At 71.3% G+C, this 25,636-nt stretch carries 26 protein-coding genes; 13 read left to right on the top strand and 13 right to left on the bottom strand.

What is annotated here, in order from left to right; all coding sequences use genetic code 11:
* The first annotated feature begins 76 nt into the window (after positions 1-76).
* Positions 77-862: an SAM-dependent methyltransferase gene (locus tag OG746_RS26370; protein WP_266718516.1), complete on the top strand. Its 786-nt coding sequence runs from the start codon at positions 77-79 to the stop codon at positions 860-862.
* A 64-nt stretch (positions 863-926) separates the two neighbouring features.
* Positions 927-1,403 carry a nucleoside deaminase gene (locus tag OG746_RS26365; protein WP_266718515.1) on the top strand — a complete coding sequence of 159 codons (477 nt, stop codon included), beginning with the start codon at positions 927-929 and terminating at the stop codon, positions 1,401-1,403.
* A gap of 18 nt (positions 1,404-1,421) precedes the next feature.
* On the opposite strand, the gene OG746_RS26360 is transcribed toward OG746_RS26365, so the two are convergent.
* Entirely contained in the window at positions 1,422-2,471 is a 1,050-nt protein-coding gene (locus OG746_RS26360) for an enoyl-CoA hydratase/isomerase family protein (protein ID WP_266718513.1), read from the bottom strand.
* 156 nt (positions 2,472-2,627) lie between these two features.
* Here OG746_RS26360 and OG746_RS26355 point away from each other — a divergent pair, with 156 nt between their 5' ends.
* The 5 genes from OG746_RS26355 to OG746_RS26335 are packed head-to-tail and all read left to right on the top strand — an operon-like array spanning position 2,628 to position 8,578.
* The gene (locus OG746_RS26355; RefSeq protein WP_266718511.1) at positions 2,628-3,500 is read left to right on the top strand and encodes a MurR/RpiR family transcriptional regulator; all 873 of its coding nucleotides are present in this window, start codon (positions 2,628-2,630) and stop codon (positions 3,498-3,500) included.
* A 59-nt stretch (positions 3,501-3,559) separates the two neighbouring features.
* Complete coding sequence (locus OG746_RS26350) at positions 3,560-4,429, top strand: NAD(P)-dependent oxidoreductase (protein WP_266718509.1); 870 nt, start codon at positions 3,560-3,562, stop codon at positions 4,427-4,429.
* 13 nt (positions 4,430-4,442) lie between these two features.
* A complete protein-coding gene (locus tag OG746_RS26345; RefSeq protein ID WP_266718507.1) occupies positions 4,443-5,999 on the top strand; it encodes an aldehyde dehydrogenase family protein in 1,557 nt (518 codons plus the stop codon).
* Positions 6,000-6,009: 10 nt separating this feature from the next.
* Positions 6,010-7,227, top strand: a complete 1,218-nt coding sequence (locus OG746_RS26340; protein WP_266718505.1) for a M20 family metallopeptidase — start codon at positions 6,010-6,012, stop codon at positions 7,225-7,227.
* Between the two features lie 4 nt (positions 7,228-7,231).
* On the top strand, positions 7,232-8,578 hold the full coding sequence (locus tag OG746_RS26335) for a DUF3100 domain-containing protein (protein ID WP_266718503.1): 1,347 nt from the start codon (positions 7,232-7,234) through the stop codon (positions 8,576-8,578).
* 55 nt (positions 8,579-8,633) lie between these two features.
* On the opposite strand, the gene OG746_RS26330 is transcribed toward OG746_RS26335, so the two are convergent.
* The 3 genes from OG746_RS26330 to OG746_RS26320 all read right to left on the bottom strand — a co-directional run bounded on the left by OG746_RS26330 (position 8,634) and on the right by OG746_RS26320 (position 12,277).
* The gene (locus tag OG746_RS26330; RefSeq protein ID WP_371591117.1) at positions 8,634-8,978 is read right to left on the bottom strand and encodes a WhiB family transcriptional regulator; all 345 of its coding nucleotides are present in this window, start codon (positions 8,976-8,978) and stop codon (positions 8,634-8,636) included.
* 171 nt (positions 8,979-9,149) lie between these two features.
* Positions 9,150-10,868, bottom strand: a complete 1,719-nt coding sequence (locus tag OG746_RS26325; RefSeq protein ID WP_266718501.1) for an adenine deaminase C-terminal domain-containing protein — start codon at positions 10,866-10,868, stop codon at positions 9,150-9,152.
* A 47-nt stretch (positions 10,869-10,915) separates the two neighbouring features.
* On the bottom strand, positions 10,916-12,277 hold the full coding sequence (locus tag OG746_RS26320) for an NCS2 family permease (protein WP_266718499.1): 1,362 nt from the start codon (positions 12,275-12,277) through the stop codon (positions 10,916-10,918).
* Between the two features lie 253 nt (positions 12,278-12,530).
* Here OG746_RS26320 and OG746_RS26315 point away from each other — a divergent pair, with 253 nt between their 5' ends.
* On the top strand, positions 12,531-13,508 hold the full coding sequence (locus OG746_RS26315) for a LacI family DNA-binding transcriptional regulator (RefSeq protein ID WP_266718497.1): 978 nt from the start codon (positions 12,531-12,533) through the stop codon (positions 13,506-13,508).
* Positions 13,509-13,654: 146 nt separating this feature from the next.
* Here OG746_RS26315 and OG746_RS26310 read toward each other — a convergent pair whose 3' ends face one another.
* From OG746_RS26310 to OG746_RS26290, 5 genes are all read right to left on the bottom strand, one after another.
* On the bottom strand, positions 13,655-14,467 hold the full coding sequence (locus OG746_RS26310; RefSeq protein WP_266718495.1) for an MOSC domain-containing protein: 813 nt from the start codon (positions 14,465-14,467) through the stop codon (positions 13,655-13,657).
* A 14-nt stretch (positions 14,468-14,481) separates the two neighbouring features.
* Positions 14,482-15,468: an aliphatic sulfonate ABC transporter substrate-binding protein gene (locus tag OG746_RS26305; protein ID WP_266718493.1), complete on the bottom strand. Its 987-nt coding sequence runs from the start codon at positions 15,466-15,468 to the stop codon at positions 14,482-14,484.
* Positions 15,469-15,531: 63 nt separating this feature from the next.
* Positions 15,532-16,311, bottom strand: coding sequence for an ABC transporter ATP-binding protein (locus tag OG746_RS26300; RefSeq protein ID WP_266719208.1), 780 nt, complete (start codon positions 16,309-16,311; stop codon positions 15,532-15,534).
* A 56-nt stretch (positions 16,312-16,367) separates the two neighbouring features.
* Positions 16,368-17,180: an ABC transporter permease gene (locus tag OG746_RS26295; protein WP_266718491.1), complete on the bottom strand. Its 813-nt coding sequence runs from the start codon at positions 17,178-17,180 to the stop codon at positions 16,368-16,370.
* A 19-nt stretch (positions 17,181-17,199) separates the two neighbouring features.
* On the bottom strand, positions 17,200-18,450 hold the full coding sequence (locus OG746_RS26290; protein WP_266718489.1) for an ROK family transcriptional regulator: 1,251 nt from the start codon (positions 18,448-18,450) through the stop codon (positions 17,200-17,202).
* A 301-nt stretch (positions 18,451-18,751) separates the two neighbouring features.
* On the opposite strand from OG746_RS26290, the gene OG746_RS26285 reads away from it, so the two are divergent.
* From OG746_RS26285 to OG746_RS26270, 5 genes are all read left to right on the top strand, one after another.
* Complete coding sequence (locus OG746_RS26285; protein WP_266718487.1) at positions 18,752-20,083, top strand: family 43 glycosylhydrolase; 1,332 nt, start codon at positions 18,752-18,754, stop codon at positions 20,081-20,083.
* 109 nt (positions 20,084-20,192) lie between these two features.
* The gene (locus OG746_RS26280) at positions 20,193-20,399 is read left to right on the top strand and encodes a DUF2180 family protein (RefSeq protein ID WP_266718485.1); all 207 of its coding nucleotides are present in this window, start codon (positions 20,193-20,195) and stop codon (positions 20,397-20,399) included.
* Positions 20,399-20,848 carry a Fur family transcriptional regulator gene (locus tag OG746_RS26275; RefSeq protein WP_266718484.1) on the top strand — a complete coding sequence of 150 codons (450 nt, stop codon included), beginning with the start codon at positions 20,399-20,401 and terminating at the stop codon, positions 20,846-20,848. Before OG746_RS26280 ends, OG746_RS26275 begins: the two co-directional genes overlap by 1 nt.
* Before the next feature lie 26 nt (positions 20,849-20,874).
* Complete coding sequence (locus OG746_RS45570) at positions 20,875-21,087, top strand: class I SAM-dependent methyltransferase (protein WP_353962430.1); 213 nt, start codon at positions 20,875-20,877, stop codon at positions 21,085-21,087.
* Positions 20,982-21,464: a hypothetical protein gene (locus OG746_RS26270; protein WP_266718483.1), complete on the top strand. Its 483-nt coding sequence runs from the start codon at positions 20,982-20,984 to the stop codon at positions 21,462-21,464. Before OG746_RS45570 ends, OG746_RS26270 begins: the two co-directional genes overlap by 106 nt.
* A 7-nt stretch (positions 21,465-21,471) precedes the next feature.
* Here the strand turns inward: OG746_RS26270 and OG746_RS26265 are convergent, their stop codons facing one another.
* From OG746_RS26265 to OG746_RS26250, 4 genes are all read right to left on the bottom strand, one after another.
* Positions 21,472-22,458 (bottom strand): MASE1 domain-containing protein, encoded by a 987-nt coding sequence (locus OG746_RS26265; RefSeq protein ID WP_266718481.1) that lies wholly within the window; start codon positions 22,456-22,458, stop codon positions 21,472-21,474.
* Positions 22,459-22,560: 102 nt separating this feature from the next.
* Entirely contained in the window at positions 22,561-23,406 is an 846-nt protein-coding gene (locus OG746_RS26260; protein ID WP_266718479.1) for a PP2C family protein-serine/threonine phosphatase, read from the bottom strand.
* 105 nt (positions 23,407-23,511) lie between these two features.
* A complete protein-coding gene (locus OG746_RS26255; RefSeq protein WP_266718478.1) occupies positions 23,512-24,948 on the bottom strand; it encodes an MFS transporter in 1,437 nt (478 codons plus the stop codon).
* A gap of 83 nt (positions 24,949-25,031) precedes the next feature.
* Positions 25,032-25,541: a nucleoside deaminase gene (locus OG746_RS26250; protein ID WP_266718477.1), complete on the bottom strand. Its 510-nt coding sequence runs from the start codon at positions 25,539-25,541 to the stop codon at positions 25,032-25,034.
* Between the last annotated feature and the right edge of the window lie 95 nt (positions 25,542-25,636).

Genomic DNA, 25,636 nt, shown 5'->3' with positions numbered 1-25,636 from the left:
GAAGCCTTCCGGACCGGGTCCGGGGCCCGCGACGCTTCCGAGGGCCCCGGCGATCGAGCACACGCTGGAGTCAGACATGACGGCACAGCCCTTCGAGAACCGCATCGACACGAGCAGACCCCACCCGGCCCGTGTCTACGACTGGTTGCTGGGCGGCAAGGACCACTACCCGGTCGACCAGGCAGTCGCGGAGAAGCTGCCGCCGGAGGCCCGCCAGAACGCCCTGCGCAACCGCGCGTTCATGCACCGGGCCGCCGCGTGGCTCGCCGGCAACGGCATCGATCAGTTCCTCGACATCGGCACGGGCATCCCGACCGAGCCCAACCTCCACCAGATCGTGCAGGGCATCGTGCCGACCGCCCGGGTCTCGTACGCGGACAACGATCCGATCGTGCTGCGGCACGCGGAGGCCCTGTTGGTGAGCGCTCCGGAGGGGGTCACCGACTACATCCAGGCGGATGTCCGCCGCCCCGATGTCATCCTCGACCACGCGCGCACGGTCCTGGACTTCTCCCGTCCCGTCGCCCTGTCGATGATCGCGCTGATGCACTTCATCGGCGACGACGAGGACCCGTACGGCCTGACCAGGGCGCTCGTCGACGCGCTGCCGACGGGCAGCTATCTGGTGCTGTCGCACGGCACCACCGACGAGCACCCGCACCTGGTGAAGTCCGTGACCGACACGTACCGCAAGGGCGAGATCCCGCTGCGGATGCGCACGCGGGCCGAGGTCGAGCCGTTCTTCGAGGGCCTGGAGCTGGTGGAGCCCGGACTGGTGACGGCGACCAAGTGGTACCAGTCGGGGCCTGCTCCCGCCGAGGAGCTGAGCGGGTTCTATGTCGGCGTCGCCCGCGTCCCGTAAACCGCGTGGGGCGCTGACAGGATGGCTGCGACAGAGGCCCGTCCCCGTAGCGAAAGAGGCCACCGTGGAAGAGCGTGAACTGGACCATCTGCGCCGGTGTGTGGAGCTGGCCGCCGAGGCGTTGGACGCCGGTGACGAGCCGTTCGGCTCGGTGTTGGTGGACGGTGACGGGAAGGTGCGGGCCGAGGACCGCAATCGGGTCGCCGGTGGTGACGCGACGCGGCATCCCGAGTTCGAGCTCGCCCGCTGGGCGGCCGGTCACCTCACCCCCGAGGAGCGTGCCACCGCCACCGTGTACACCTCCGGCGAGCACTGCCCCATGTGTTCGGCGGCGCACGCCTGGGTCGGGCTCGACCGGATCGTGTACGTGGCGTCCTCGGCGCAGCTGTCCGGGTGGCTGGCCGAGTGGGGGCGGCCCCAGGGCCCGGTGAACGCCCTGCCCGTGCAGGAGGTCGCCCCGTCGGTGAAGGTCGAGGGGCCGGTGGACGAGCTGGTGCCGGCCGTGAAGGAGCTGCACCGGCGGCTGGCACAGGGCGCCTGAGGCCCGCTCCGGGTGGCCTCAGCCGAGGCCCAGTTCCCACTCCCCCAGCGGCGCGAAGTAGCGCTCCACATCGGCGGGCCCGACCTCGGCCAGGGTCGCCGGGGACCAGCGGGGGTCGCGGTCCTTGTCGATGATCTGGGCGCGGATGCCCTCGGGCAGGTCGTGGGTGTCCAGGGCCGCGCAGATCACCCGGTACTCCTGGTCGAGTACCTGCTCCAGCGAGTCGAGACGCGCCGCACGGCGCAGGGATTCGAGCGTCGCCTTCACGGCCATCGGCGAGCGGGAAAGGATCATGTCCGCCGCTTCCTTGGCCGCGACATCGCCGGTGGCGAAGAGCCGCTCGACGATCTCCTCGACCGTGTCCGCGGCGTAGCAGTCGTCGATCCAGGACCGCTGCTCGGCGAGGACTCCGAGCGGTGCCTGATCCGTGTGGCGTGCGACGACCTCGCCCGGCTGCTCCGCCCCGGCCAGCTCGCGCAGCAGCTGGGGCAGGGCCTCGGACGGTACGTAGTGGTCGGCGAGGCCGCACAGCAGCGCGTCTGCCGCGCCGACCGCCATGCCTGTGAGCGCCAGGTGGGTGCCGAGGTGTCCGGGCGCGCGTGTGAACAGGTACGTGCCGCCGACGTCGGGGACCAGGCCGATGCCGACCTCGGGCATCGCGACCTTCGAGCGTTCGGTGACGATGCGGATGCCGCCGTGCGCGGACAGGCCGACGCCGCCGCCCATGACGATGCCGTCCATGACGGCGACGTAGGGCTTCGGGTAGTGCGCGATAAGGGAGTTGAGCCGGTACTCGTCGCGCAGGAAGGCCGCCGACGCCCGGTGGTCACCGCTGCGCGCGTCGTCGCGGAAGAGCCGGATGTCGGCGCCCGCGCACAGGCCCCGCTCCCCCGCCCCCTGGAGCACGACGGTCCCGACTGTGGGGTCGTCCGCCCAGGTGTCGAGGGCCTCCGCGAGGGATCGCAGCATGGCGTGGGTGAGCGAGTTCAGGGCCCGGGGCCGGTTCAGGGTGAGGTACGCGGCGCGTCCCTCCACGGCCCGCAGGACGGGGGCGTCGTCGGAGCTCAACGGTGGTTCCTTCCGGTGAAGATCACGGCAGGACCATCTCTATCACCTGCGGCGGCGTGGACGACGGGCCGAGCGAGGGGTTCCCGCAATTGGAATTGCGAGGTACGTTTATGCAATCGCACTTGCAGATTGCCTCTCTCTCAGAAAGCAACGCCCGTGCCTTCACCTCGCACCCCCAAGAACCCCGGCCAGGCCGACTGGCTGGGCGACGCCCTGCCCGACGTGCCCCTGTCCAAGGCCCAGACCCGCGTCGTCGACGTCATCGTGCGCAATCCGCAGCTCGCCTCGTACGCCGAGATCGCGCAGATCGCCGAGCGGGCGGACGTGAACAGCTCCACGGTCGTCCGGGCCGCGCAGACCCTCGGCTACCAGGGCTGGCCCGACCTGCAGCGGGAGCTGCGCGCACGGTACCTGGTGCAGATCTCCACCGAGGACACGCTCACCGAGCACGGCGAGCACCGCAGCCCGCTGCACGACGCGCTGTCGCACGACCTCGAGAACCTGCGCCAGACCCTCGAGAGCAATTCCGCGGCGGAGGCCGAGGCCGCCATCGCGGCGCTGGCCGGGGCCCGGTCGATCCTCGTCATCGGCGTCGGTTCCTTCGCGGGTCCCGCCACCGTGATGGCGCACCTCGGCTCCACCATGGGCTACCCGATCACGCTGGAGAACCGGGCCGGTGTGCACCTGGCCTCGGCGGTGAACAACGTCGGGCCGGGTGATGTGCTCCTGGTCGTCAACATGTGGCGCTCCACGAAGCAGGTCATCGCCGCCGCGGAGTCCGCCCACGAGGCCGGGGCCACCGTCGTCGCGATCACCGATATGCGCCGCGGGCGGCTCGCCACCGCCATCGCCGACCACCTGCTGATCGTGCCGTCCGAAGGCATCTCGTTCTTCCAGTCCGTCACCGCCGCCACGTCGGTGGTCTACGGGCTGCTCGCCGGCATGCAGGAGGCGCAGCCCGAGCGCAGCCGCGCCGCGATCCGCCGCACCCAGCAGCTGTGGCGGGACCTGGACATCTATCTCGACTGACACCCCGAGCGGCGGGGGCTCCACGCCTCATCGCCCCCTCCCTCCCGCAAGGAGCACAGATGAGCAAGCACATCGCCGTCGTCGGCCTCGGTTCGATGGGCGGCGCCATGGCCACCGCTCTGGTCGCCGCCGGCTGGCAGGTCCGCGGGTACGACCCCTCTCCCGCGGCGCGGGCCACCGCCCAGGAAGCCGGAGTCGACGCCGTCGAGGCGCTCGAACAGCTCGCCGGCACCCCGTACGTGGTGCTGTCCCTGCCCTCGGCCCAGGTCGTCGAGGCGAGCCTGCCCACCCTGCTGGACCGCCCGGGCACGGTGGCGGTGGTCGACACCACGACGTCGCAGCCCGACACCTCGGCCGCGTGTGCGGCGCTCGCGGCGGAGCGGGGTGTGTCGTTCGTCGACGCGCCCGTCTCCGGTGGCCGCACCGGCGCCGTCGCCGGTCGGCTGACCGCATTCGTGGGCGCCGAGCCGGACGCCCTCGATGCCGCGCGACCGGTCCTCGATGCCCTCACCGCCGGCCAGTTCCGGCACCTCGGAGGACCCGGCTCGGGCAACGTGGTCAAGCTGCTCAACAACATGCTGGCCGCGGTCAACCTGGTGGCGGTCGGCGAGGCGCTGGCCGTCGCGAAGTCCTACGGCGTCGACCCGGCCGCCTCCGCCGCCGGAATCAGTGGCGCGTCCGGTGCCAGCAAGGCGTCCGCCGCCATGTATCCGGACTGGGTGCTCAGCGGCACGTACGACTCCGGGTTCTCGCTCGGGCTGATGGCGCGCGATGCCGCCCTGGCCGTCGAGACCGCGAGGCAGCGCGGTGAGACACCTCAGTTGCTGGCCGCCGCGAGCGAGCGGTGGCAGGAGGCCCTGGCCGAACTGGGCCCGGCCGCCGACTTCTCCGAGATAGCCCGCACCGTCGCACCGACCCTCACGCGTTAAGGACCGACGCACCATGAACAGCACGACTTTCTCGATCGGCTCCGCGACCTCCGGTGCCGCCACCGCCCGCGCGGCGCTGGACGCCCACTTCCCGCAGGGACTCGGCTCGTATCTCGACGGCCAGGTCGTCCCCGGCCGCGGCGAGGCCGTCCGTCTCACGTCCGCCGCCACCTCGGAGTGGGTGGCCGACTACGCCGACGCCGGTACGGAGGGCGCCGACGCCGTCCTCGCGAGCGCGGTCCGCGGGGCCGAGGTGTGGGCCGCCACCGATCCCTTCGAGCGCGCGGCGATCCTGCGCGAGGTCTCCCGCACCGTCGCCGAGCACGTCGAGGAACTCGCGGCGCTGGAGTCCGCCACGACCGGCAAGCCGATCCGCGACACCCGCGGCGAGGCGGCCAAGGTCGCCGAGATGTTCGGCTACTACGCGGGCTGGGCGGACAAGCTGCTCGGACACACCATCCCGGTCCCCGGCAACTGGCACACGTACACCGAGCGGGTCCCGTGGGGTGTCGTCGTGGCGATCACGCCGTGGAACGCGCCGCTGTTCACCGGGGGCTGGAACTCGGCGGCGCCGCTCGCCGCGGGCAACGCGGTCGTCGTCAAGCCCAGCGAGTTCACGCCCGCCTCCACTGTGCGCCTGGCGCAGCTGGCACACGAGGCCGGGCTGCCGGACGGTGTGTTCAACGTCGCCACGGGTCTGGGTTCCACGGTCGGTGCCACGCTCACCAGTGACGCGCGGGTCGGGAAGGTGTCCTTCATCGGCTCGGTGGGCACGGGGCGGCGGGTGGCCGTCGCGGCAGCGGCCGCGGGCATCCCGACGGTCCTCGAGCTCGGCGGCAAGAGCGCCAACATCGTGTTCGCCGACGCGGATCTGGACCGGGCGGCGGACGGCGCCGTGTCCGCGATCTTCTCCGGGGCCGGGCAGTCGTGTGTGGCCGGTTCGCGGCTGCTGGTGGAGCGGTCGGTGCACGCCGAGTTCGTGGCGCGTGTCGCGGAGCGGGCGGCCCGGCTGCGGGTCGGCGATCCGCTGGACCCGGGGACCGAGGTCGGCCCGATCATCACGGAGTCGCAGTTCGCCACGGTCACCTCGCTCGTCGAGGCGGGCATCGCGGGTGGCGCCCGCCGCGCCACGGCGGCGAGCCTGCCCACCCAGGTCACCAACTCCCCGCTCACGGACGGGCGTTGGGTCCTGCCCACCGTGCTGGACGGGGTCAGCCCCGCCAATGTGCTGGAGACCACCGAGGTGTTCGGCCCGGTCGTCGGGGTCGACTCCTTCTTCACCGAGGCGGAGGCCATCGAGCGCGCCAATGCCACCACCTTCGGGCTCGCGGGCGCGGTGTGGACCCAGGACGTCGCGCGGGCCCACCATGTGGCTCGCTCGGTGACGGCAGGTACCTTCTGGATCAACTCGTACAAGACGATCCACGTGGCCGTGCCCTTCGGCGGCTTCGGCGACTCCGGGCACGGTCGATCCTCCGGCCCCGGCGTGCTGGACGAGTACACCCAGACCAAGGCCGTGTGGACGCCCACGCGTGCCGCCGGTTCCCCGTTCCCGTCGCTGAGCTACTGAGGAGTCCTCCATGAGCCAGACACACACCGTCGCCGAAGGCGACCGACTCAAGAAGGACACCTCCGCCGGTGTCTCCACATGGGAGGGACAGGTACTGTCCCTGGCCCGCTCCCTGCACGCCCGTCCCGAGCTCTCCTTCGAGGAGACCGAGTCAGCGGCGGCGATCACCGCGCTGCTCGCCGAGGGCGGGCTCGCGGTCGAGCACGGCACCGGCGGCCTGCCCACCGCGTTCACGGCGACGGCGGGCAGCGGCGACCTGACGGTGGCGCTGTGTGTCGAGTACGACGCGCTGCCTGGGGTCGGCCATGCCTGTGGGCACAATCTCATCGCCGGTGCGTCGGTGGCCGCGGCCCTGGCCCTGGCCCCGCACGCCGACGAGTTGGGCATCACGCTCAAGGCGATCGGCACCCCGGCCGAGGAGCACGGTGGCGGCAAGTCGCTGCTCCTGGAAGCGGGCGCGTTCGACGGGGTGGGTCTGGCCCTGATGGTGCACCCGGTGCAGGACGGTGTCTCGTACAACCCGGCGGGGACCACCGCGCAGGCGGTCGGCCGCTACCGTGCCGTGTTCTCCGGCCGTGCCGCGCACGCGGCGGCCGCGCCCCACCAGGGTGTGAACGCCGCGGACGGCGCCACCATCGCCCAGGTCGCCATCGGGCTGCTGCGTCAGCAGATCCCCGGTGACCATCGTGTGGCCCTGTTCGTGTCCGAGGCGGGCGTGGCCACGAACATCATCCCCGAGCGGGCGGTCGTCGACTTCGAGTGCCGGGCGTTCACCCTGCCCGAGTACGAGGCGCTCCTCGCCCGCGTGCGGCGCTGCTTCGAAGGGGCCGCCCTGGCGAGCGGCACCGAGGTGGTGATCGAGGCGACCGAGCCGCTGTACGAACCGCTCGTCCAGGACGACGCGTTGGCCGGGTACTGGACGGCCGCGATGGAGTCGTTCGGCCGTGACACCACGTCCACTGGCCGGCTCGGCGGCGGGTCGACCGACATGGGCAATGTCAGTCAGGTCATCCCGAGTCTGCACCCCTGGCTGAGCATCCCCGGGGCCGAAGTGCCCATCCACTCCCACGGGTTCACCGCGGTCGCCGACACCGACGCGGCGTACGAGCTGATGCTCGAGGCGGCCCGCGCGCTCGCCTGGACCGTCGTCGACGCGGCGGGCGATCCCGAGCAGCGTGCCCGGTTCGAGGGCGCCGCCTACCACCGTGACATCAGAAGGGCCGGGTGACGACATGTCCACCCTCGTCAAGCCGAACGACCGCGGCACGCGGACCCGTCAGACGCTGCCCATCGCCGGGCTCGCCCTGGTGATCGCGCTGGTCGTGCAGTTCATCGGTGAACTCGACATCGACCTGGGCATCGGCTCCATCATCATCTTCCCCATGGTGTGGGGCCTGTTGCTGGGCCTGTTGGTGTCGATCCAGAAGTTCCGGCCGCTGGGCATCGATCTGCAGAAGGTGGCGGCCGCGCTCGTCGGCGTCGCGGTGATGATCCTGGTCGCCCGGCTGGCGTTCAACATCGGTCCCAGCCTGCCGACGCTCGCCGACGCCGGCCCCGCGCTGCTGCTCCAGGAGATCGGGCATCTGCTCGGCACGGTCGCGATCGCGCTGCCGCTCGCCGTGCTGCTGCGCATGGGCAAGGCGACGGTGGGCGCCACGTTCTCCCTGGACCGCGAGCCGTCGTTCGCGATGGTCTCGGAGAAGTACGGGCCCGATTCGGATCAGTACCGCGGTGTGCTCGCCATGTATGTGTTCGGCACGATGTTCGGAGCGGTGTTCATCACGCTCCTGACCTCGCTGATCTCGAACTGGAACATCTTCGACCCGCTGGCCCTGGCGATGGGCGCCGGTGTCGGCTCGGGATCGATGATGGCCGCGTCCTCCGCGAGTATCGTGGCCGCCTATCCCGGCGACGAGCAGGCCATCCTGGGCATGGCCGCGGTCTCGAACCTGATCACGACGATCCTCGGTGTGTACGTCGGCATCTATCTGGCGCTGCCGCTGGCCGACCGCTTCTACCGTTTCCTGACACGTCGTGGGCGTGAGGAGGCGACAGAGGCCGCACCGACCGAGCCGCACGAGGCGGAGCAGAGCGCTGCGGAGAACCGGGCCTTCCGGGAGCAAGTGGCCTCGGCGGCGGGCGAGATCAAGCTGCCGCTCTGGCTGTCGCTCGGCGTACTGACGGTGCTCGGCATCGGCACCGCCTCCGTCGCTGCGGGGCACATCAGCCTGGACATCATCGGCGGTTACGCCGTGCTGCTGGCCCTGGTGCTGGTCGGGCTCATCCTGGCCAAGGTCAGCCGGAAGATCTCGGCGATCGTGTGGATCACCACCGTCGGCGCGTACGTGTCCAGCCCGTGGTTCTTCGCCTCGGACACGCTGAACCGCCTTGTGTCGTCGGTGGACTTCCTGTCCATCGCGACGATCATGCTGACGCTGGCGGGGCTCTCCCTCGGAAAGGATCTGCCGCTGCTGCGCCGCATCGGTTGGAAGATCGTCCCGGTCGGACTCGTGGCCATCACCGCGTCGTTCCTGCTCTCGGTGGTCATCGCCGAGTTCACGCTCGGGGCGTGGGGCTAGGGTCCTTCTGACGGATCAGGGTCCGTCGTTCGGATCAGGCCCTGAGGACACCCCCTCACGAAACCCCCGCGTGCTCCGCTCGGACAGGCCGCTCGTGCTCGGCGCGGGCGGCCTCGAGCAGTTGCCGCCACGAGGTGACGGTCGGCCGTCGGCGCAGCAGGGCGCGACGCTCGCGCTCGGTCATCCCTCCCCAGACCCCGTGCTGGATCCGCTGATCCAGCGCGTGGGCCAGGCATTCGGTCTTGATCACGCATCCGCCGCAGATGCGCTTGGCGCTGCTCTGTGCGGCCCCCTCGACGAACAACTCGTCCGGGTCCGTTGTGCGGCATGCCGCCTGATCCCACCTGGAAATCTGATCGTCGCGCACTTCTCCCGCCCCCTTCTCCGTATCGCCTCTCAGCGTAGCCGAGTCGTCACTTTAGGCCATACGTGCAGCTCGCGCACCCCACCCCCTCTGAACACACGGTCAATTGACGATCCGAAACGGACAAATGGCGTGCCGTTACGGGCAGTTCGAGGGGGTGTGGTGACGCACACATGACGGGGCAGGGGCCGGGCGCGACCGTGCAGCTCAGGCTCCCGTCGTCGCCCCCACGGCCTCGCGGCGCACGACGTCGACCAGGGAACGGTCGGTGATCTTGAGGGCGGGTGAGACGGCGAGGGTCAGGGTCGACACGCTCATGAACGGGTTGAGGTGGCACCAACCCCAGCTCTCCAGCGCCGCCCGCACCGCGGCCGCCTGGTCGGCGACGTCCCCGGCCGGGCGGGCGGACAGCACGCCGCCCACGGGCAGCGGCATCCGCGCCGCGATCGACTCGCCCTCGGGCCCGCCGACCACGGCGACGCCTCCCCCGTCCGCGACGACGGTCGCCGCGGCAGCGGCCATGGCGGCGCGGGAGGTGCCGATGGTCAGGAGGTTGTGGCTGTCGTGGGCGTACGTCGACGCCACGGCGCCGTCGGAAAGTTCGCGGCCGAGGAGGGGGGCGAAGACCGCGCCCTCGCGTCCGTAGCGGTTGCGCACGCGGACGAGGGTGGTGCGGCCCTCCCACTGCACCTCACCACCGTGGACCGGGAGTCGGATCTCCGCCGCCTCGGTGTAGGTGTCCCGCTCGTTGACCCGCATGGCACGGAAGGTGTGCACACCGTCGGGCAGGTCGACGGTCCACCGGAACGTGTCCGCGTCCTGCGGTTCGACGTCGATGCGGCTGCCGAGCGGCGCGACGGCCGGAGCCTCGGCGCCCGCCTCCGAACGCGCGGGCGCGCCGTCCCGACCCACCACCCGACCGCCGGACAGCACCAACGCCGGGTCGAACGAGGCGAGTTCGCCGCGCAGCAGCACCAGATCGGCGCGCTTGCCCGGCGAGACGACGCCGCGGTCGTGGAGGCGCAGGCGCTGGGCCGGCGTCCACGTCAGGGCCTTCAGGACGACGTGCGCGGGGAATCCGGCGGCCACGGCGACCCGCGCGATGTGGTCGAGGTGTCCCTTGTCGACGATGTGGTCGGCGGCGAGGTCGTCGGTCACCAGGCACAGCGGCGGGAGCTGCGGCAGCGCGAGGAGGGCCTCGGCCACCTCCTCGCTGAGGCACTTCTCCTGGAGCATCATCGTCATGCCGAGGCGCGCCTTCTCCAGGACCACCTCGGTGCGGTTCTTGGTGTGGTCGGAGTCCACGCCAGTGGCCAGGTAGGCGCTGAGTTCGGCGCCGGTCAGGTTCGGGCAGTGGCCGTCGAGGACGACGTCCTGCGCGCGGGCGGCGGCGGTGATCTCGTGCATGCGCCGGTCGCCCGCGACCACGGCCCGGTAGTCCATGACCTCGCCGAGCGCGATCACTCCGGGCCAGCGCAGCATCTCCGCGATGTCGTCCGCGGACAGCGCGGCGCCGGCGTGCTCCAGGCCCTCCAGGGCGGGCACGCACGACGGGACGCCCCACAGCTGGGTCTGGGCGGTCTCCCGGCCGGCGTCGATCATCCAGCGCATGGCGTCGCGCCCGGCGACGTTGACGATCTCGTGCGGGTCGGCGAGCACGGTCGTCGTGCCGCGCGCGAGCGTCACCGCGGCGAACTCCTGCGGCGTCAGGAACGCGCTCTCGATGTGCATGTGCGCGTCGACGAAGCCTGGGACGACCAGCATGCCGGTCGCGTCGATCTCCTCGCGGGCGTCGGCCGGGGTGCCCGGGGGCAGCACCGCGCTGATCGTCTCGCCTCGTACGAGGACGTCCGCGGCGAACTCCTCGCCGGTGAAGGTGGACACCACGCGCCCGCCGCTGATCCGGAGGTCGTGCTGCTCACTCATGGGGTCGTGCTCCTTCAGAATGGTGTCGTCACAGGGGCGGGGCGCCGTCACGGGACGAGTGTGTAGAAGTAGTAGCCCAGCGGGACCATGACGATCCACAGCGGCCAGGGCACTTCGCGGACCCGGCCGCTGACGGTCTTGACCAGGACGTGGGCCGCGAGCCCGACCGCGATGCCGGTGCCGAAGTTGCCGAAGAACAGCGTGGTCGCGACGGTGAGGGCCGCCGGGATCGCGTTGGTCGGGTCCTTGAAGTCGACGTTCTTGAGGGCGCCGAGCATGTTCAGGCCGATGTAGATCAGCACGGGCGCGGTGGCCGCCGAGGGGATCAGTGTCGCGAACGGCGTGACGAGCAGCAGCAGTCCGAAGCCGCAGGCCGCCCACACGGAGGCGAGGCCGGTCTTGCCGCCCGCGTCGGCCGCGGCCGACGACTCCAGGTAGGCCGTCATCGACGGGGCGCCGACGGCCGAACCGCCCATCACGGAGACCGAGTCGACGAGGAAGGGGCGGCGGGAGCCGGGGATGTTGCCGTCCTTGTCGAGCAGCCCGGCGCGCCCCGAGACGGCGAGGAGGGTGCCGGTCATGGAGAAGAACTCGGACACGAAGAAGGCGAAAATGTACGGGAAGTACTCCGGCTTGAGCGCCCCGAGGATGTCGATGTGGAAGAGCAGCGGCCCGGGCGAGGCGGGGGCGGCGAAGAGGCTGTCGGGGACGTCCGTGACCCCGAGGGGGATGCCGACGACGGTGACGGCCGCGATGGTGATGAGGAACGCGCCGGGCACCTTGCGCGAGGCGAGCGCGGTGAGCAGCAGCAGGCCGCCCAGCGCGAGCAGCCCGGCGGGCTTCGACAGGTCGCCGACGGCGAGGGCGGCCTTGTCGGCGTTGCCGACGACGAGGTCGGCGTCGCGGAAGCCGATGAGGGCGATGTAGAGGCCGAGGCCGCCGCTGATGGCGTACTTGAGGTTCATCGGCATCAGGCGCGTGACGAGGTCACGGATGCCGAGCAGGGTCAGCACCAGGAAGGCGACGCCGGACCAGAACACCATGCCGAGTGCCGTGTCCCACGGGACGTGGTCCTGGCCGACGATGGTGAAGGCGATCAGCGCCACCCCGCCGAGGCCCGGCGCGACGACGAACGGCAGGTTGGCGATGAGGCCCATGGCCAGGGTCGCCAGCGCGATGGCGATGATGACGGCGGTGGTCGCGGCGCCGTGCGGCACGCCCGCGCCCGCCAGTTGGCCGGGAACCACGACGACGGCGTAGGCGGCGGCCATGAACATCGAGGCGCCGGCGACGAGTTCCGTGCGCGGGGTGCTCCCGCGACCGCGGACGCGGAAGAGCCGCTCGACGAGCGACGCGGACTCGGGGGCGGTGTCGGCCTGCTCGCCGGACGGCGGAGCGGTGGTGGACATGGGGACCTCGGCGGGATGAGGGGTGGGCAGGGCGGTCTGCGGCGACGTCGGCGCGAGGAGTGCGCGGGGCGTGCGGGCACCCGGCTGGGTACGGTCTCTGCAACCGGTCTCTGCAACCGGTTGCAGAGACCGGTTGCAGGTATCATGACACGGCATAAAGGGAAAGTGAACAGCGGCCCGGAGAGAACCTCGTGACACCGGGCCGGACACCTCGGTCGGGGCTACCGGTCGGGACGGCGAGCAGGGGGCAGCAGTGGCGACGCTCATGGACGTGGCGCACGCGGCGGGGGTGTCGAAGGCCACCGCCTCGCGGGCGTTGCAGCGCCCCGACATGGTCGCGGAGGGGACGCGGCTGCGGGTGCGGGAGGCCGCGGACCGGCTCGGTTTCCAGCCCAACGCCGCGGCGCGCGCCCTGACCACCGGCCGCACGGGACTGATCGGCCTCATCGTGCCGACGCTCTCCAACCCCTTCTTCGCTCCCCTGGTCATCGGCGCGCAGCAGGCGGCGGAGGACACCGAGAGCCATCTGCTCATCGCGGTGTCCGAGTACGACGCGGAGCGCGAGGCCGCGCTCGCCGACCGGCTGTCCGAGCAGGCCGACGGGCTGATCATGGTGACTCCGGTGGGCACGGACGCGGCGCTGCGCGAGCGGTTCAAGCGCAGGCCGCTGGTGCTCGTCGACCGTCAGGTGGGGCGGCTGCCCGCCGTCGTCGCCGACACCGCGGCGGGCCTGGCCGAACTCCTCGGCCATCTGCTGGGCCTCGGCCACCGCGAGATTGCCTACGTGTCCGGGCCCGCGGGCTCCTGGGCGGACGAGCAGCGGCGCGCGGCGCTCACCGCGCAGGCTTCAGAGGCGGGCGCCCGCGTGCATGTGCTGGGCCCGCTGCCGCCCACGTTCGATGCGGGCATCGAGGCCTCGCGCGCTCTGCCCGGGGCGGCCACGGCCATTCTCGCGTACAACAGCTATCTCGCGCTGGGCCTGCTGCACGGGCTCGGCACGACCGGGCGGCGCGTTCCCGAGGACATCAGCCTGGCGGCGGCCGACGACCTGAGCACGCTCGGGGCGACGACTCCGCCGGTGACCGCGCTGGACGTGCCGTTGCGGGAGGTCGGCACGCTCGCCGTCACCCGCCTCCACGAACTGATCGGCGGGCAGCGGCGCACGGTGACGTCCCGGGTGCCGGCGGCACCGGTGCTCCGCGCGTCGACGGCGCCGCCGCGGGTGTCCTGAGGGGCGCTGGCGCGGGTGTCCTGAGAGGACGCCGCCGCGAGTGTCCTGAAGGGGTGGCGCCGGGGGTGTCCTGAGAGGACGCCGCCGCGGGTGTCCTGAGAGGTCGGCGCCGCAGGGTCCTGAAGGCGCGGCGTCAGCGAGCCGACTCAGTGGCTCAGCGCCGCCGGGGCCGCCGCCAGCTCCAGTGTGTCGCCGACCGCGATCCGGCCCGGTGTCACCACGTCCGCGTACACACCGAACAGCACGCCGCGGCCCAGGGTGCTCTGGCCGAGCCCCCGGTAGCCCTTGATCAGGGACAGTGCCCGCACTCCCCCGGAGCCGTCGACCGGGTCGCGGTTCACGGCTCCGCACCGCTTCACCGGACCCTCGACGCGCAGCTCCGCCCCGCCGACGCGCACCGTCCGCCCCTCCCAGCCGTCCTCGGCGTGGGGTGCGCCGCCGGAGAAGCCGAGCGTCATGCGGAAGCGCCGTTTGTCGACAGCGTCGAGGTCGGACCTGCGGGCCAGTTCGTCCACGGAGGCGTCGCCGAGGAGGGTGACGGGCCGCAGGTCCACTCCGCCGTTGTCGGCGTCGGGGTGCACCAGCCGCACCGGTTGTCCCACTCGGTCCGAGAAGAGCTCGGCCCACGGTCCGTCGACCACGCGCCCGGGCACCTTGTGGTGCCGGAAGAAGTCGACCTCCAGCGCGTCACCGAGGCGCACCTCGCCGGTGACCGCCGTGCCGTCCGGGCAGGTCACGGTCAGGACGCCGGACTCCGCCGCGTAGTAGGCGGAGTATTCGGCCCAGGCTCCCGTGCGGGTCATGGACAGCAGATTGCCCTCGGCGTCCACTATGAGGAAGGCCCGGTCGCCCGCGACCCCCGTTCTCGTCAGCTCGACCTCGTCGCGCCGCACGACCCCAAGTCCCTTGATGGCGGTGGTCGTCAGCGAGGTGACCTGGAGTGCTGGAACGGGTGTCATGGGCCTGGGCTCCCCTACTTGGCGTACGTCTCCGAGTACAGATCCGCCACGTAATACTTCCCCGGGTCGGTGTTGTCGTCCAGTTGCTTGTTGCGGACGAAGAAGTCGCCGAGATCCTTCAGCCAGGTGTCCACTTCGCCGCTCTTGGTCTTGGCGACCAGGTCCTTCGTGGAGAGCGTCTCGACGTGGGAGGCGTCGGCCTTGGCCTGTGCCTCGGTGACCTGGAGCATCTTGGCGGTGAGCTTGATGGTCTCCTCGGGGTGTTCCTGGCGCCAGTCGTTGGCCTGCTGGAGCACCTTGATGACCTTCTTGTTCTTGGCCTCCGGCACCTTGTTGCCGGCGACGAACGCCGTGGGGAAGGAGTCCTTGGTGTCCTTGGTGCTCGCTATCTCGTGCAGGCCGGGGACCTTCTTCCTGATGGTGTCGATGGCGGGGTAGAAGAAGCCGGCGCCGTCGATCTTTCCGGAGGAGAAGGCGGAGACGATGGTGGACGGGTCCATGTTGACCTTGGTGATGTCCTTCGTGGTCATCCCGGCCTTCGCCAGCGCGATGTTGAGGATCATGTCCCCGGAGGTGCCTTCGGGCACGCCGACCCGCTTGCCCTTGAGGTCCTTCATGGACTTCATACCGGGCTGGCCGATGACACGGTCCGCGTACGTGAGGGTGTCGATGGCGATGACCTTGGACTTGCCGGACGCGGGCAGCCACATGGCGCCGGGACCGATGTAGCCGTAGTCGAGACTGTCGGCGCTGAGCGCCTGGATCTGCACCGGACCGTTGTTGAACGCCCTCACCTTCGCGGTGAGGTCCGCCTTCTTCCACAGGCCCTGCTTCTCGGCGATCGCGAGCAGGCTGGCGCCGTTGTAGTCGGCGATGTAGCCGAAGCGGACCGTGTTGTCGTCCCCCGAGCCGCTGCCCGAGCAGGCGGTGACGGAGAGCGAGAGCATCAGGGCGGCGGGGAGCGCCGTGAGCGTGGTGCGCCTGATCCTGCTTCTGGGCATGCTGGAAGTCCTCTCGGGTGGTGCGCGTGATCTACGGGGCGGGAGAGCTCGGGTGATGGTGTGTCAGGCGGCGCCGGCCGGTGCGTCCTGGTGGTAGACCGAGGTCCACACCTCGTTGCGGATGCGCCGGAACTCGGGCGACAGCCGGATCTGTTCGGTGCGCGGGTAGGGCAGGTCGACCTCGACGACGCGGTGGATGCGGCCGGGCCTCGCGGCCATCACCACGACGCGGCTGGCGAGGTAGACCGCCTCGTCCACGTCGTGGGTGATGAACAGGACGGTGCGCTTCTCCTGGCTCCAGGTCGCGAGGAGCTGGTCCTGCAGCTGCACCCGGGTCAGGGCGTCGAGCGCACCGAACGGCTCGTCCATCAGCAGGACTTGAGGGTCCACCGCGTAGGCGCGGGCGATGGCGCAGCGCTGCTTCATTCCGCCGGACAGCGTCTTGGGCAGGGCGTCGGCGAACTCGTCGAGGCCGACGAGGGCGATGGCCGCCGCGGCGCGGCGGCGGCGCTCCGCTGTGGGCACGGAGGCCAACTTCAGCCCGAACTCCACGTTCTGGCGGACCGTCAGCCACGGGAACAGCGCGTACTGCTGGAAGATCACGCCCCGATCGGGTCCCGGTCCCGACACGGGTGTGCCGTCGACCAGGACGGCGCCCGAGTCGGGTTCCTGGAGTCCGGCGGCCATGCTCATCAGGGTGGACTTGCCGCATCCTGAAGGGCCGACGACCGTGACGAACTCCTGGTCGGCGATGTCCAGATCGATCCCGTCCAGCGCGGTGAAGGTGGTCCCCTTGAGCGGGAAGGTCTTCACCACGCCCCGGAAGCTGATCTTGCTGTCCATCGTTCCTTCGTCCGCTGTCTTGCCGTGCATCGTCCCGTCGTGCACTGCCTTGTCGTTCATCGACGCTCCTGCCAGCCGGTGAGCCGCCGTTCGGCCAGCAGCAGTAGCCGGTCCATGACGAGCCCGAGCACACCGATAGTGATCAGGGACACGAAGATCGTGTCCATTTCGAACCAGGTGGACGCCTTCTGCATCCGGTAGCCCAACCCCTCCTGCGCGCCGATGAGTTCGGCGGCGACGACGGTCGCCCAGGACGCGCCGAGTCCGATGCGCATGCCGACGAGGATGAAGGGGGTGGAGGCGGGGACGACCACCTTGGCGAAGATGGTCCGGTCCGAGGCGCCGAGCACCCGGGCCGCGTTGATCAGTGTCTTGTCGACGTCGACTACGCCCTGGAAGGAGGAGACGACGCAGGCCATGAACGACGCCAGGAAGATCACGGCGATCTTCGGCACCTCGCCGATGCCGAGGAGCACCACGGCCAGCGGGATCAGTGCGAGCGGCGGGATGGTGCGGAAGAACTGGATGTACGGCTCGACCAGGGCGCGCACCGTCGGGTACCAGCCCATGAGGAAGCCGACCGGGACCGCCGCGAGCACGCCGAGGGCGTAGCCGGACAGGACCCGGCGCAGGCTGGCGAGGGTGTCGTCGGCCAGGGTGCCGTCGGAGATCATGGTGCCGGCCTTCTCGGCCACGGCCGCCGGTGTGGGCAGGTTCTCGACCCAGCCGAGGGCGGCCACGACGGCCCATACGGCGATTCCTGCCGCCACGGCCACGACGTTCAGGATCAGGGGTCGGCCGCGGCCGCGGCGCGGTTGCTGCCGCCGGGGCTCGGCGGTGGTCTTCTGAGCGGGGGTGATCACAGCCATGGATTCCTCGCTGATGGCTTCACGCGTGCTCCTCGGAGACAGGCTGCGGGTACTGGGTGAGCAGGGGGGATTCGTGGAGGACGAGGGCGATGCCGCCGAGAGCGCTGCCGGCCTCGCCGAGCGTCGCGCGGCGCAGGTCCACGTGGTGCTGGGCCATCGGCATCAGGTGTCGGCGCAGGGCCCGTTCGACCGGGTCGAGGAGCGCGGGGCCCGCCTCGGCGAGTTCGCCGCCGACGACGATGACGCCCGCGCCGACGACGTGACAGACCGCGGCCAGCACTCCGCCGACATCGCTGCCGACGTGCTCGAGGACCGCCAGGGCCGTCGGTTCGGAGGCGGCGACCGCTTCGAGGAACCCGGCGAGATCCTCGGCCGGGCCACCGGATTCGCGGTAGCGGCTCAGTACGGCGTCGAGCGAGGCGCGGGTCTCCAGGCAGCCGGTGCCGCCGCACTCGCAGGTGCGGCCGCCCACCGGGTCCACGGTGATGTGTCCGAACTCGCCGGACAGGCCGTAGCGGCCGCGGTGCAGCGCGCCGCCCACGACCAGGCCGCCGCCGACACCGTGCGAAAGGCGCAGGTAGAGCACGTCGCTGCTGTCGGCCGCCGCGCCCCAGACGGCTTCGGCGAGGGCGGCGAGCCGGGTGTTGTTGTCCAGCAGGATCGGCACACCGAACCGTTTGCGCAGCAGGTCGGGCAGGCCGTCGATGCCCCGGGCGTGGGCGTGTTCGCTGCCGGGGTCGGCGATCGGCCCGACGACACCGACCCCGATCGCGGTGAGTGCGTCGAGGTGCACGCCGGAGGACCGGCCCTGACCACCGGCCTCGCCCTCATCGGCATCGGGCGGGCCGGTGGCCAGGGCGTCGAGGAGCCGTTCCGCGTGCTCGACGCGTTCGGGCCAGGAGAGGTCCGGTGCGTGCGACTCGCTCGCCGAACCGACCACTTCATGGGCGAAGTTGACGGCCGCGACGTGTACGGCACGGCGCGCGAAGTCGATGCCGACCGCCTCGCCCGCGGCCGGGTTGAGGCTGAGCTTCTCCACCGGGCGGCCGCGCTTGCGCGCCTCCACCTGCGGAGTGCTCGCGACCACGGCGCCACTGCCCACCAGGGCGGCGACGATGTCGTGGAGCGTGGTGCGGGAGAGCCCGCTGCGGATGCTCAACTCGGCGCGGCTCAGCGGGCCCTGCTTGCGCAGCAGCTCGAGGACGGACTGCTCGTGGCCGCGCCGGAGCCGCGTCAGCGGGCCGTCGTGTTCGTGCATGCCGCACAGCATGTGAGGGCCGACGATTTTCGTCAATGAGTCGGAACGAAATACTCGCGACGCCCCGTTCCGCAACACCACTCCCCCGCACTGGACTTGACCTGCGACGACGCAGGAAGACGCCGCGGGCGAGCACGTCACGTCACGTTCGAGGAACGCCATACGACTGCAACATTCGCCGCTGACCAGCACCCTCGTCGCCGTCGGACCGCCGCTCGCGCACCTATTTATGTAGGTGCTCTTGACTTAAATCGTGACCCCGCTGAAGCATGCTGCACACACCCGAGACCGACCAGCCGAGGAGCCACGCCTGATGACCCGGGACGAGACGAACGCAGCGCACATCGGCCGCCGCGGAGTGCTGGCCGGCATCGCCGGAACCATGGGGACGGTGGCGCTCCCCGCGGGCTCCGCGCTCGCACAACCCGTCCAGCCCCCGCGGCCCGCGGCGGGGCGGAAGTATCCGCCCAACTGGCCCGCCCTCGAACCGTACGGGCTCGCGGACACCCGCAAGGACCTCTGGCCGCGCGAGGACAACTCCTTCGTCCTGCCGCTCGAACTGCGCCCGCGCGACAAGGAGTTGGGGCGCGTCTGGATGCGCGACACCTACGTCAACTGCTTCGTCGTCGACGGCCGTCCGCTCTACGTGGCCACCGGCACCACCCGGGTACCGGGCCTCTCGGCGGCCGGTCCCTGGAACGACGGCATCTTCGTGTGGACCGCCCCGTCGCTGCACGGCCCGTGGCGCCTCGCCGACACCACCGGCATCCGGCCCGGCGCCGAGCGCGGCAAGGTCTGGTCGCCGGAGTTCGTGGACGAGAACCGACCGGGGCGCACGGTGGTCGCGCCGTGGCAGGAGTACTGGCACGACGAGCAGTTCGGCAAGCGCGCCAACGCCTGGGCGCCCGAGCTGCACCGCTTCCGCGGCAAGTGGTACATCGTCGCGTGCATGGGCGACCACTCCAAGCTGGTCGGCTCCTTCATGCTGGTGAGCGACGGCGGGGTCGAGGGTCCCTACCGGCTCGTCGACGGCAATCTCGACAAGCCGTTCGGCGACTCGTTCATCGGCGGCCCCTCGTTCATCGAGCCGGGTGCGTACCACCACATCGACGGCGGCCTCTACACGGAGGGCGACGACGCGTGGCTGGTCCTGCACAACAACCTGTACGCCAAGTTCCGTCCGGACATGGAGGACATCGTCCCGACGACGAACCTCCCGGCGTTCCAGCAGACCCCGTACTCGCCCGAGCCGTACCTGGAGGGCGCGTACGTCTTCAAGTACGGCGGCAAGTACTTCCTGGTGCACGCGGCGTGGGACCGCACTTCCACGGGCGACGACGGCAGCACACGCAACGCCTACGATCCGGCGGGCACGGGCCGCACGCAGTACCAGTACGACGCCGTCGTCGCCGTGGCCGACCGTCTGGAGGGCCCGTACTCCAAGCGCTGGACCGCGGGCGTCGGCGCCGGGCACAACAACTTCTTCGAGGACCACCACGGCGGCCTGTGGGCGACGTTCTTCCGCAACCCCGCCTTCGGCTACTGGGCCGACCCGTCCAGGTCCGGCGACGCCGCGGTGGCCGGTGTCGTACGCCTGGAGTGGACCGGGCCGCAGGGCAATCGCCTGTACGTGAAGCGGACCTAAATTGGACTCGATCCAAACTGGGACGTACCTTAGAAGAAACCGAGGTACATATCAGCGCAGCCAGTGACGCCTGCCACCTCCGGTAACAAATCACCACGGAGGCCCCCACATGGCTTGCTACGACTGCATGCAGGAAAACCGTCCCGACTCGACCGGCATCGGCATCTGCACCCGCTGCGGCCTGGCCACCTGCCACGACCACTCGCGCGTGCTCGCCACGCACGTCCAGCGGGCCAACGGCATGAGCCGCTCGACCAGCCGCCTCGCCGGGCGGCGCGTCGTCTGCCGCACCTGCCTGGCCGCAGAGGCCGCGTAATGACGGGCCAGGACGCGAGCGAGCTCCTCAGGCGCAGGGGTCTGCGCAGCACGGCGCAGCGGCGCGCCGTGCTGGCCGCGCTCCAGGGCCTGCCGCACGCGTCCGCGGCCGACCTGGAGGAGCGGATCGGACCGTCCGGGCCGGAGGGATCCGCCGCGGTCCTGTCGCGTCAGGGGCTCTACAACGTCTTGGAGGACCTCACCCGGGTCCACCTCGTGCGCTGCATCGAGCCGGCGGGCTCCCCCGCCCGGTTCGAACTGCGCGTGGGAGACAACCACCATCATCTGGTCTGCCGCTCCTGCGGCCGGATCGAGGACGTGGACTGTGCCGTCGGCGCGGCCCCCTGCCTCGCCCCGGTCCGGGACAGCGGCTTCACCGTGGACGAGGCCGAGGTCACCTGGTGGGGTCGATGCGCTGACTGCAGCCGGGCGTCGGAGCGGCTCGCCTGACATCCGGGATCCGGCGCGCGGGCCTTGTGCACGCACCCGAGCCGGCGCCACGATCTTGCAGGTCCGTCGTCGACCTCGCGTGCGGCACCGGTTTCTACAGCCGCCTGTTCAAACGGCGCGGCGCCACCGATGTGTGGGGCATCGACGTCTCGGGCGAGATGGTCGACGTCGCCCGCCGGGCTACGACATCGCCACCGCCGTCAACCTGCTCAACTACTCCGAGACGGTCGACGGGATGACGGCCATGTGCCGCACCATCCACGCCGCCGTCCGCCCCGGCGGCACCTTGTACGCCCTGAACCAGAGCCCCGACTACGACTTCGACGGGCCGAGCCCGCGCCCGTACGGCTTCCACTGCGAGCTGGAGGGCAGCCGCGTGGAGGTGGGCCCGCGGGTGCGTGTCACCGCGTTCCTGGAGCCCGAGCCCGTCTCCTTCGTCGCCAATCTCCCGCGCCGCGAGGTCTACGCCGAGGCCCTGAGCCGGGCCGGTTTCACCGACGTCGCCTGGTCGCCGCCGGCCGTCTCGGACGAAGGCCGTGCCGCGTTCCCGGGCGGTTTCTGGGACGCCTACGAAGCCAATCCGCCCTTCGAGCTGCTCACCGCCCGGCGTCCCTGAGCAGGGCTCATCCGTCGGGGGCCTCGGGCGGGCGTCTGCCCGAGGACTCCGTCGGGTCCTCGCCCGCGGCGAGGTGTTCCAGCAGTTCGGCGAGTTCGTTGCAGGCGTTCTGCACCGAGTGCCGGGTGGCGCGCTGTTCCGTGACGAGCGCGGACAGCAGGAGCGCCGTCAGAGCGGCGGCTCCGTTGAAGGCCTGGAGCTTGGTCATGACCTCGATGTTGGACAGGTCGAAGAACGTGCCCCGGTCCTGGTGCGCCGCGTACGTGGTGAGCACGGACGCGAACAGCGCACAGAGCATGCTTCCGGCCAGCTCGAACCGGAGAGCCGCCCAGATCAGCAGCGGAAAGATCAGGAAGAGCATGCTCGGCGAGCTGAACACGGCGAACGGCACGAGCAGCAGGGCCGCGGCCACCAGACACCCGGCCTCCACCCAGCGCCCTACGGGCATGCGCCCGATCCGCTGCCGGCTCGGCAGGAGTGTGCCCCGGCACAGCACGAGCAGCAGCGGGGTCACCAGCAGCACACCCATGGCGTCGCCCACCCACCAGGCCAGCCACACGGGCAGGAAGTCCTCCGGGGCCAGCGACCCCGTCCACACCTGTGGCGCGGCGCCGGCCGTCGCGCTGATCAGCATGGCGCCGAGCCCGCCGAGGAAGACCAGGCTGGTCCCGTCGCGCAGCCGTGACACATCGGGCCGGAAGCCGACCCCTCGAAGCAGCAGAAAGGCGCAGATCGGCGCCGCGGTGTTGCCCGCGACCGTGACGATCGAGGTGAGGTCAGGGGTGGTGAGAGAGGTGATCACGAGGAAGGAGCCGAGGGCGATACCGGGCCACACCCACACGCCGAACACCAGTAAGGAGGCGACGGCGACCCCGGTCGGCGGCCAGATGGGGGTGACCACCACGCCCTCGACGCCGACCCGGCCCAGCAGACCGAGGCGCCCTGCCGCGTAATAGCAGGCAGCCACGGCAAGTGCCTTCAGGGCCATCTCCATGACCGGCCGGAACCGCCGAGAAACCACCACAGCAGCCATCAGACACCGAGCGGGTCTCCTCGGCCACGCGAAGCCCCCCGCTCGTGTGCGGGCGCGCACCCTTCAAGCGGTCGGCGGGCGCCGCCCCGCGGTGCCGACGTCGTGGCCGACGACGAGGACGGCGGCGTCGTCCTCGTGGCCCACCGAATCCGCCAGCTTCATCACGCCGCCGGCGAGTGTGTCGACGCCGAGACCGGCCGCGGCGGTGACCTCGGCGAGCCGCCGCACCTGTTCGAGACCGTCGTCGAGGTCGAGCGAGGGACCCTCGACCACGCCGTCGGTGGGCAGGACGAAGACACCACCTGTGCTCAGCCGGTGGCACGCGACGGGGAAGGTGGCGCCCTCCAGGACGCCGAGCGGGGGCCCGCCCTCCTCCTCGTCGATGCCGGATCTGCCGTCGGCGGTGGCCCAGATGTGCGGGATGTGACCGGCCCGCGCGCACTCCAGGGTGCCGCTGGCCGGGTCGAGCCGCAGGAACGTGCAGGTGGCGAACAGGTCGGTGTCCAGGGAGACCAGGAGGTCGTTCGTGCGGCCGAGCAACTCCCCCGGGTCTCCGGTGACGGAAGCCAGCGCACGCAGCACGACACGGACCTGCCCCATGTACGCGGCCGCCTGGATGTTGTGCCCCTGAACGTCGCCGATGGACAGGCCGATGCAGCCGTCGGCCATGGTGAAGGCGTCGTACCAGTCGCCGCCGACGTTGAGTCCGTGGTTGGCGGGCATGTAGCCCACGGCGAGGCGGACGCCCTCGGGGTGGGGCAGGTCGCGGGGCAGCATGCCCCGCTGCAGCGCCACCGCCAGTTCGACCCGCGAGCGCTGCAACTGCGCCAGCTCCCGCGCCCGGGCGGTGAGCGCACCGAGCTTGGTCAGCATTTCCTGACCGTCCTCGAGGGACTCGCTGCGGAACATCGTTCGCCCCGTTCCAGGAGATTTTCCCCCACTGTGCCCGCGGACCGGCCCGGTCGCATGTCAACGGCCCGCGCGAGCGGTACCGCGTCTCCCCTGCCTGCGGTTCTATTCGGTGCGCCGTGGGCGGGCGAGCACCGCCGTGCCGAGCGCGGCCAGGAGCAGGCCGGCCAGCGGCCAGCGCACCGCCGTGGTGAAACCGTGCAGCAGCGCGGTGCGGTGCGGGGCCGCAAAGGCGGCGGCCGCACCAGCGGCCACCGTGTTGAAGACGGCGGAGCCGATCGAGCCGCCGACTTGTTGGGCCGAGTTGAGGGCGGCCGAGGCGATGCCGGAGTCCTCGGGCGGGAGGTGGGACGTGGCCGTGGTCATCAGGGCCAGGAAGGTGGCGCCCATGCCGATGCCGAACAGGGCGAGTCCGGGCAGGATGCCGGTCGCGTAGTCCGCGTTCACCGTCAGGCGGCTGAGCCACCACAGGCCCGACGCGGCGACGCACAGGCCGCTCGTCATCATCACGCGCGCGCCGAGCCTGGGCAGCAGCCGGGTGCCGAGCTGTGTCGCGGTCAGCGTGGTGATCAGGCTCAGCGGCAGGAAGCCGAGGCCGGTGCGGGCCGCCGACCAGCCGAGGACGGTCTGCAGGTGGAAGGTGAGGAAGAGCGAGAGGGACAGTTGCGCCGCCATCAGGCAGGCCCCCGCCACGAGGGCCGCCCCCCGGGCCGGATCGCGCAGCAGGCGCGGCGGCAGCAGCGGGGTGCGGGCCCTGCGCAGCCAGGCGGCGAAGAGCAGGAGCAGCACCACGCCCGCCGACAGCGCCGTCACCACGGGTCGGCCGGTCCAGCCGCTGTGCTCCGCCGCGCTGAACCCGTAGACGAGCAGGATCAGTCCGCCGCAGGCGAGCAGCGCCCCGGGCACATCAAGGCGGCCGCGAGTGCGCGGCGCCGTGTCGGGTGGCATGAGGACGCTGCCGGCGAGGGCCGCCCCGGCGAAGAGGACATTGACGTAGAGGCACCAGCGCCAGCCCGCGGTCTCGGTCAGCACGCCGCCGAGGGTGACACCGAGGGCGCCGCCCGCGCCGCCGAGCGCGCCGAAGATCGCGATGGCGCGGCGGCGTTCGCGCAGGTCCGGGAAGGTCGTCGTGATCAGGGCGAGGGCGCTCGCAGCCAGCAGCGCGGCGAACACTCCCTGCAGGGCGCGCGCCGCGAACAGCGTCCCGGACCCCGGGGCCGCGCCGCCGGCCGCGGAGGCGACGGCGAAGCCGGCCAGGCCGGTCAGGAAGACCCGCTTGCGGCCCACGAGGTCGGCGATCCGGCCCGCCAGCAGGAGCAGTCCGCCGAAGGCGAGGGTGTACGAGGTGATGGCCCACGGGCGGGCCGCGTCGCTCATGGCGAGGTCGCGCTGCATGGAGGGCAGCGCGACGTTCACGATGGTCGCGTCCAGCAGGATCATCAGCTGGGCGAGCCCGAGCACGGCCAGGCCCCACCAGCGGCGCGGTGGGGCGGGCGGTGACGAGGCTCCGGTCATCGTGAACGGGGCGCAGTCCTGTGTCATCGAGTGTGGTGGTCCGTGGTGTTCGGTCGGGAGCGGGCGCTGTTCCGTCGGGAAGTGGGCGGCGGGCGCGCCCCTTCAGGGCTTCAGGCGCCGGTGGGGGCGCCGGGGACGCGGCGCTCGCCGCCGTTGCGCCGCTGCCACTCGCGGTAGACGTCGACGGCATCGGCGTGCGGCTCGTAGGTCATCGGCAGCCGGCGCTCGTCCCAGTTCTTGGCGAACTCGCCGTAGAACGTGTCGAGTTCGAAGTACTTGCGGTCGTCCACGTAGTGCGGGGCGTACTCCTCGCGGGTCGTGACGAAGACGACCTCTGCGGGGCTGCAGTAGTAGAGCGCGGCCAGGCACATCGGGCACGGGTGGGCGAGGACGTAGATCGTGGCGTCGGTGAGGTGCTCGGTGCCCAGCTTGGTGCAGGCCTCGCGGATGGCGAGGATCTCGGCGTGGGCGGTGGGGTCGTTGGTCTGCGCGACCTGGTTGGGGCTCTCCGCGATGATCTCGCCGCCCTGGACGATGACCGTGGCGAAGGGGCGTCCTCCGTCGGCGACATTGGCGCGGGCGATGTCGATGGTGCGCTGGGCGAAGTCCTTGACGTCCATGGAGAGCTCCTTCTCTTGCTGTTCCGAACCGGTCTCGCTCCCCGAAGACTCCCGGAGGGCTTCCGGAGGAGCGGGCCGATGGGTTCACGGTGCAT

Origin of the sequence: Streptomyces sp. NBC_01016, from assembly GCF_026341035.1 — a bacterium.
GTDB lineage: Bacteria > Actinomycetota > Actinomycetes > Streptomycetales > Streptomycetaceae > Streptomyces.
Note: the sequence above shows the minus strand (reverse complement) of the source record. Positions and strands in the feature narration are given on the sequence as shown.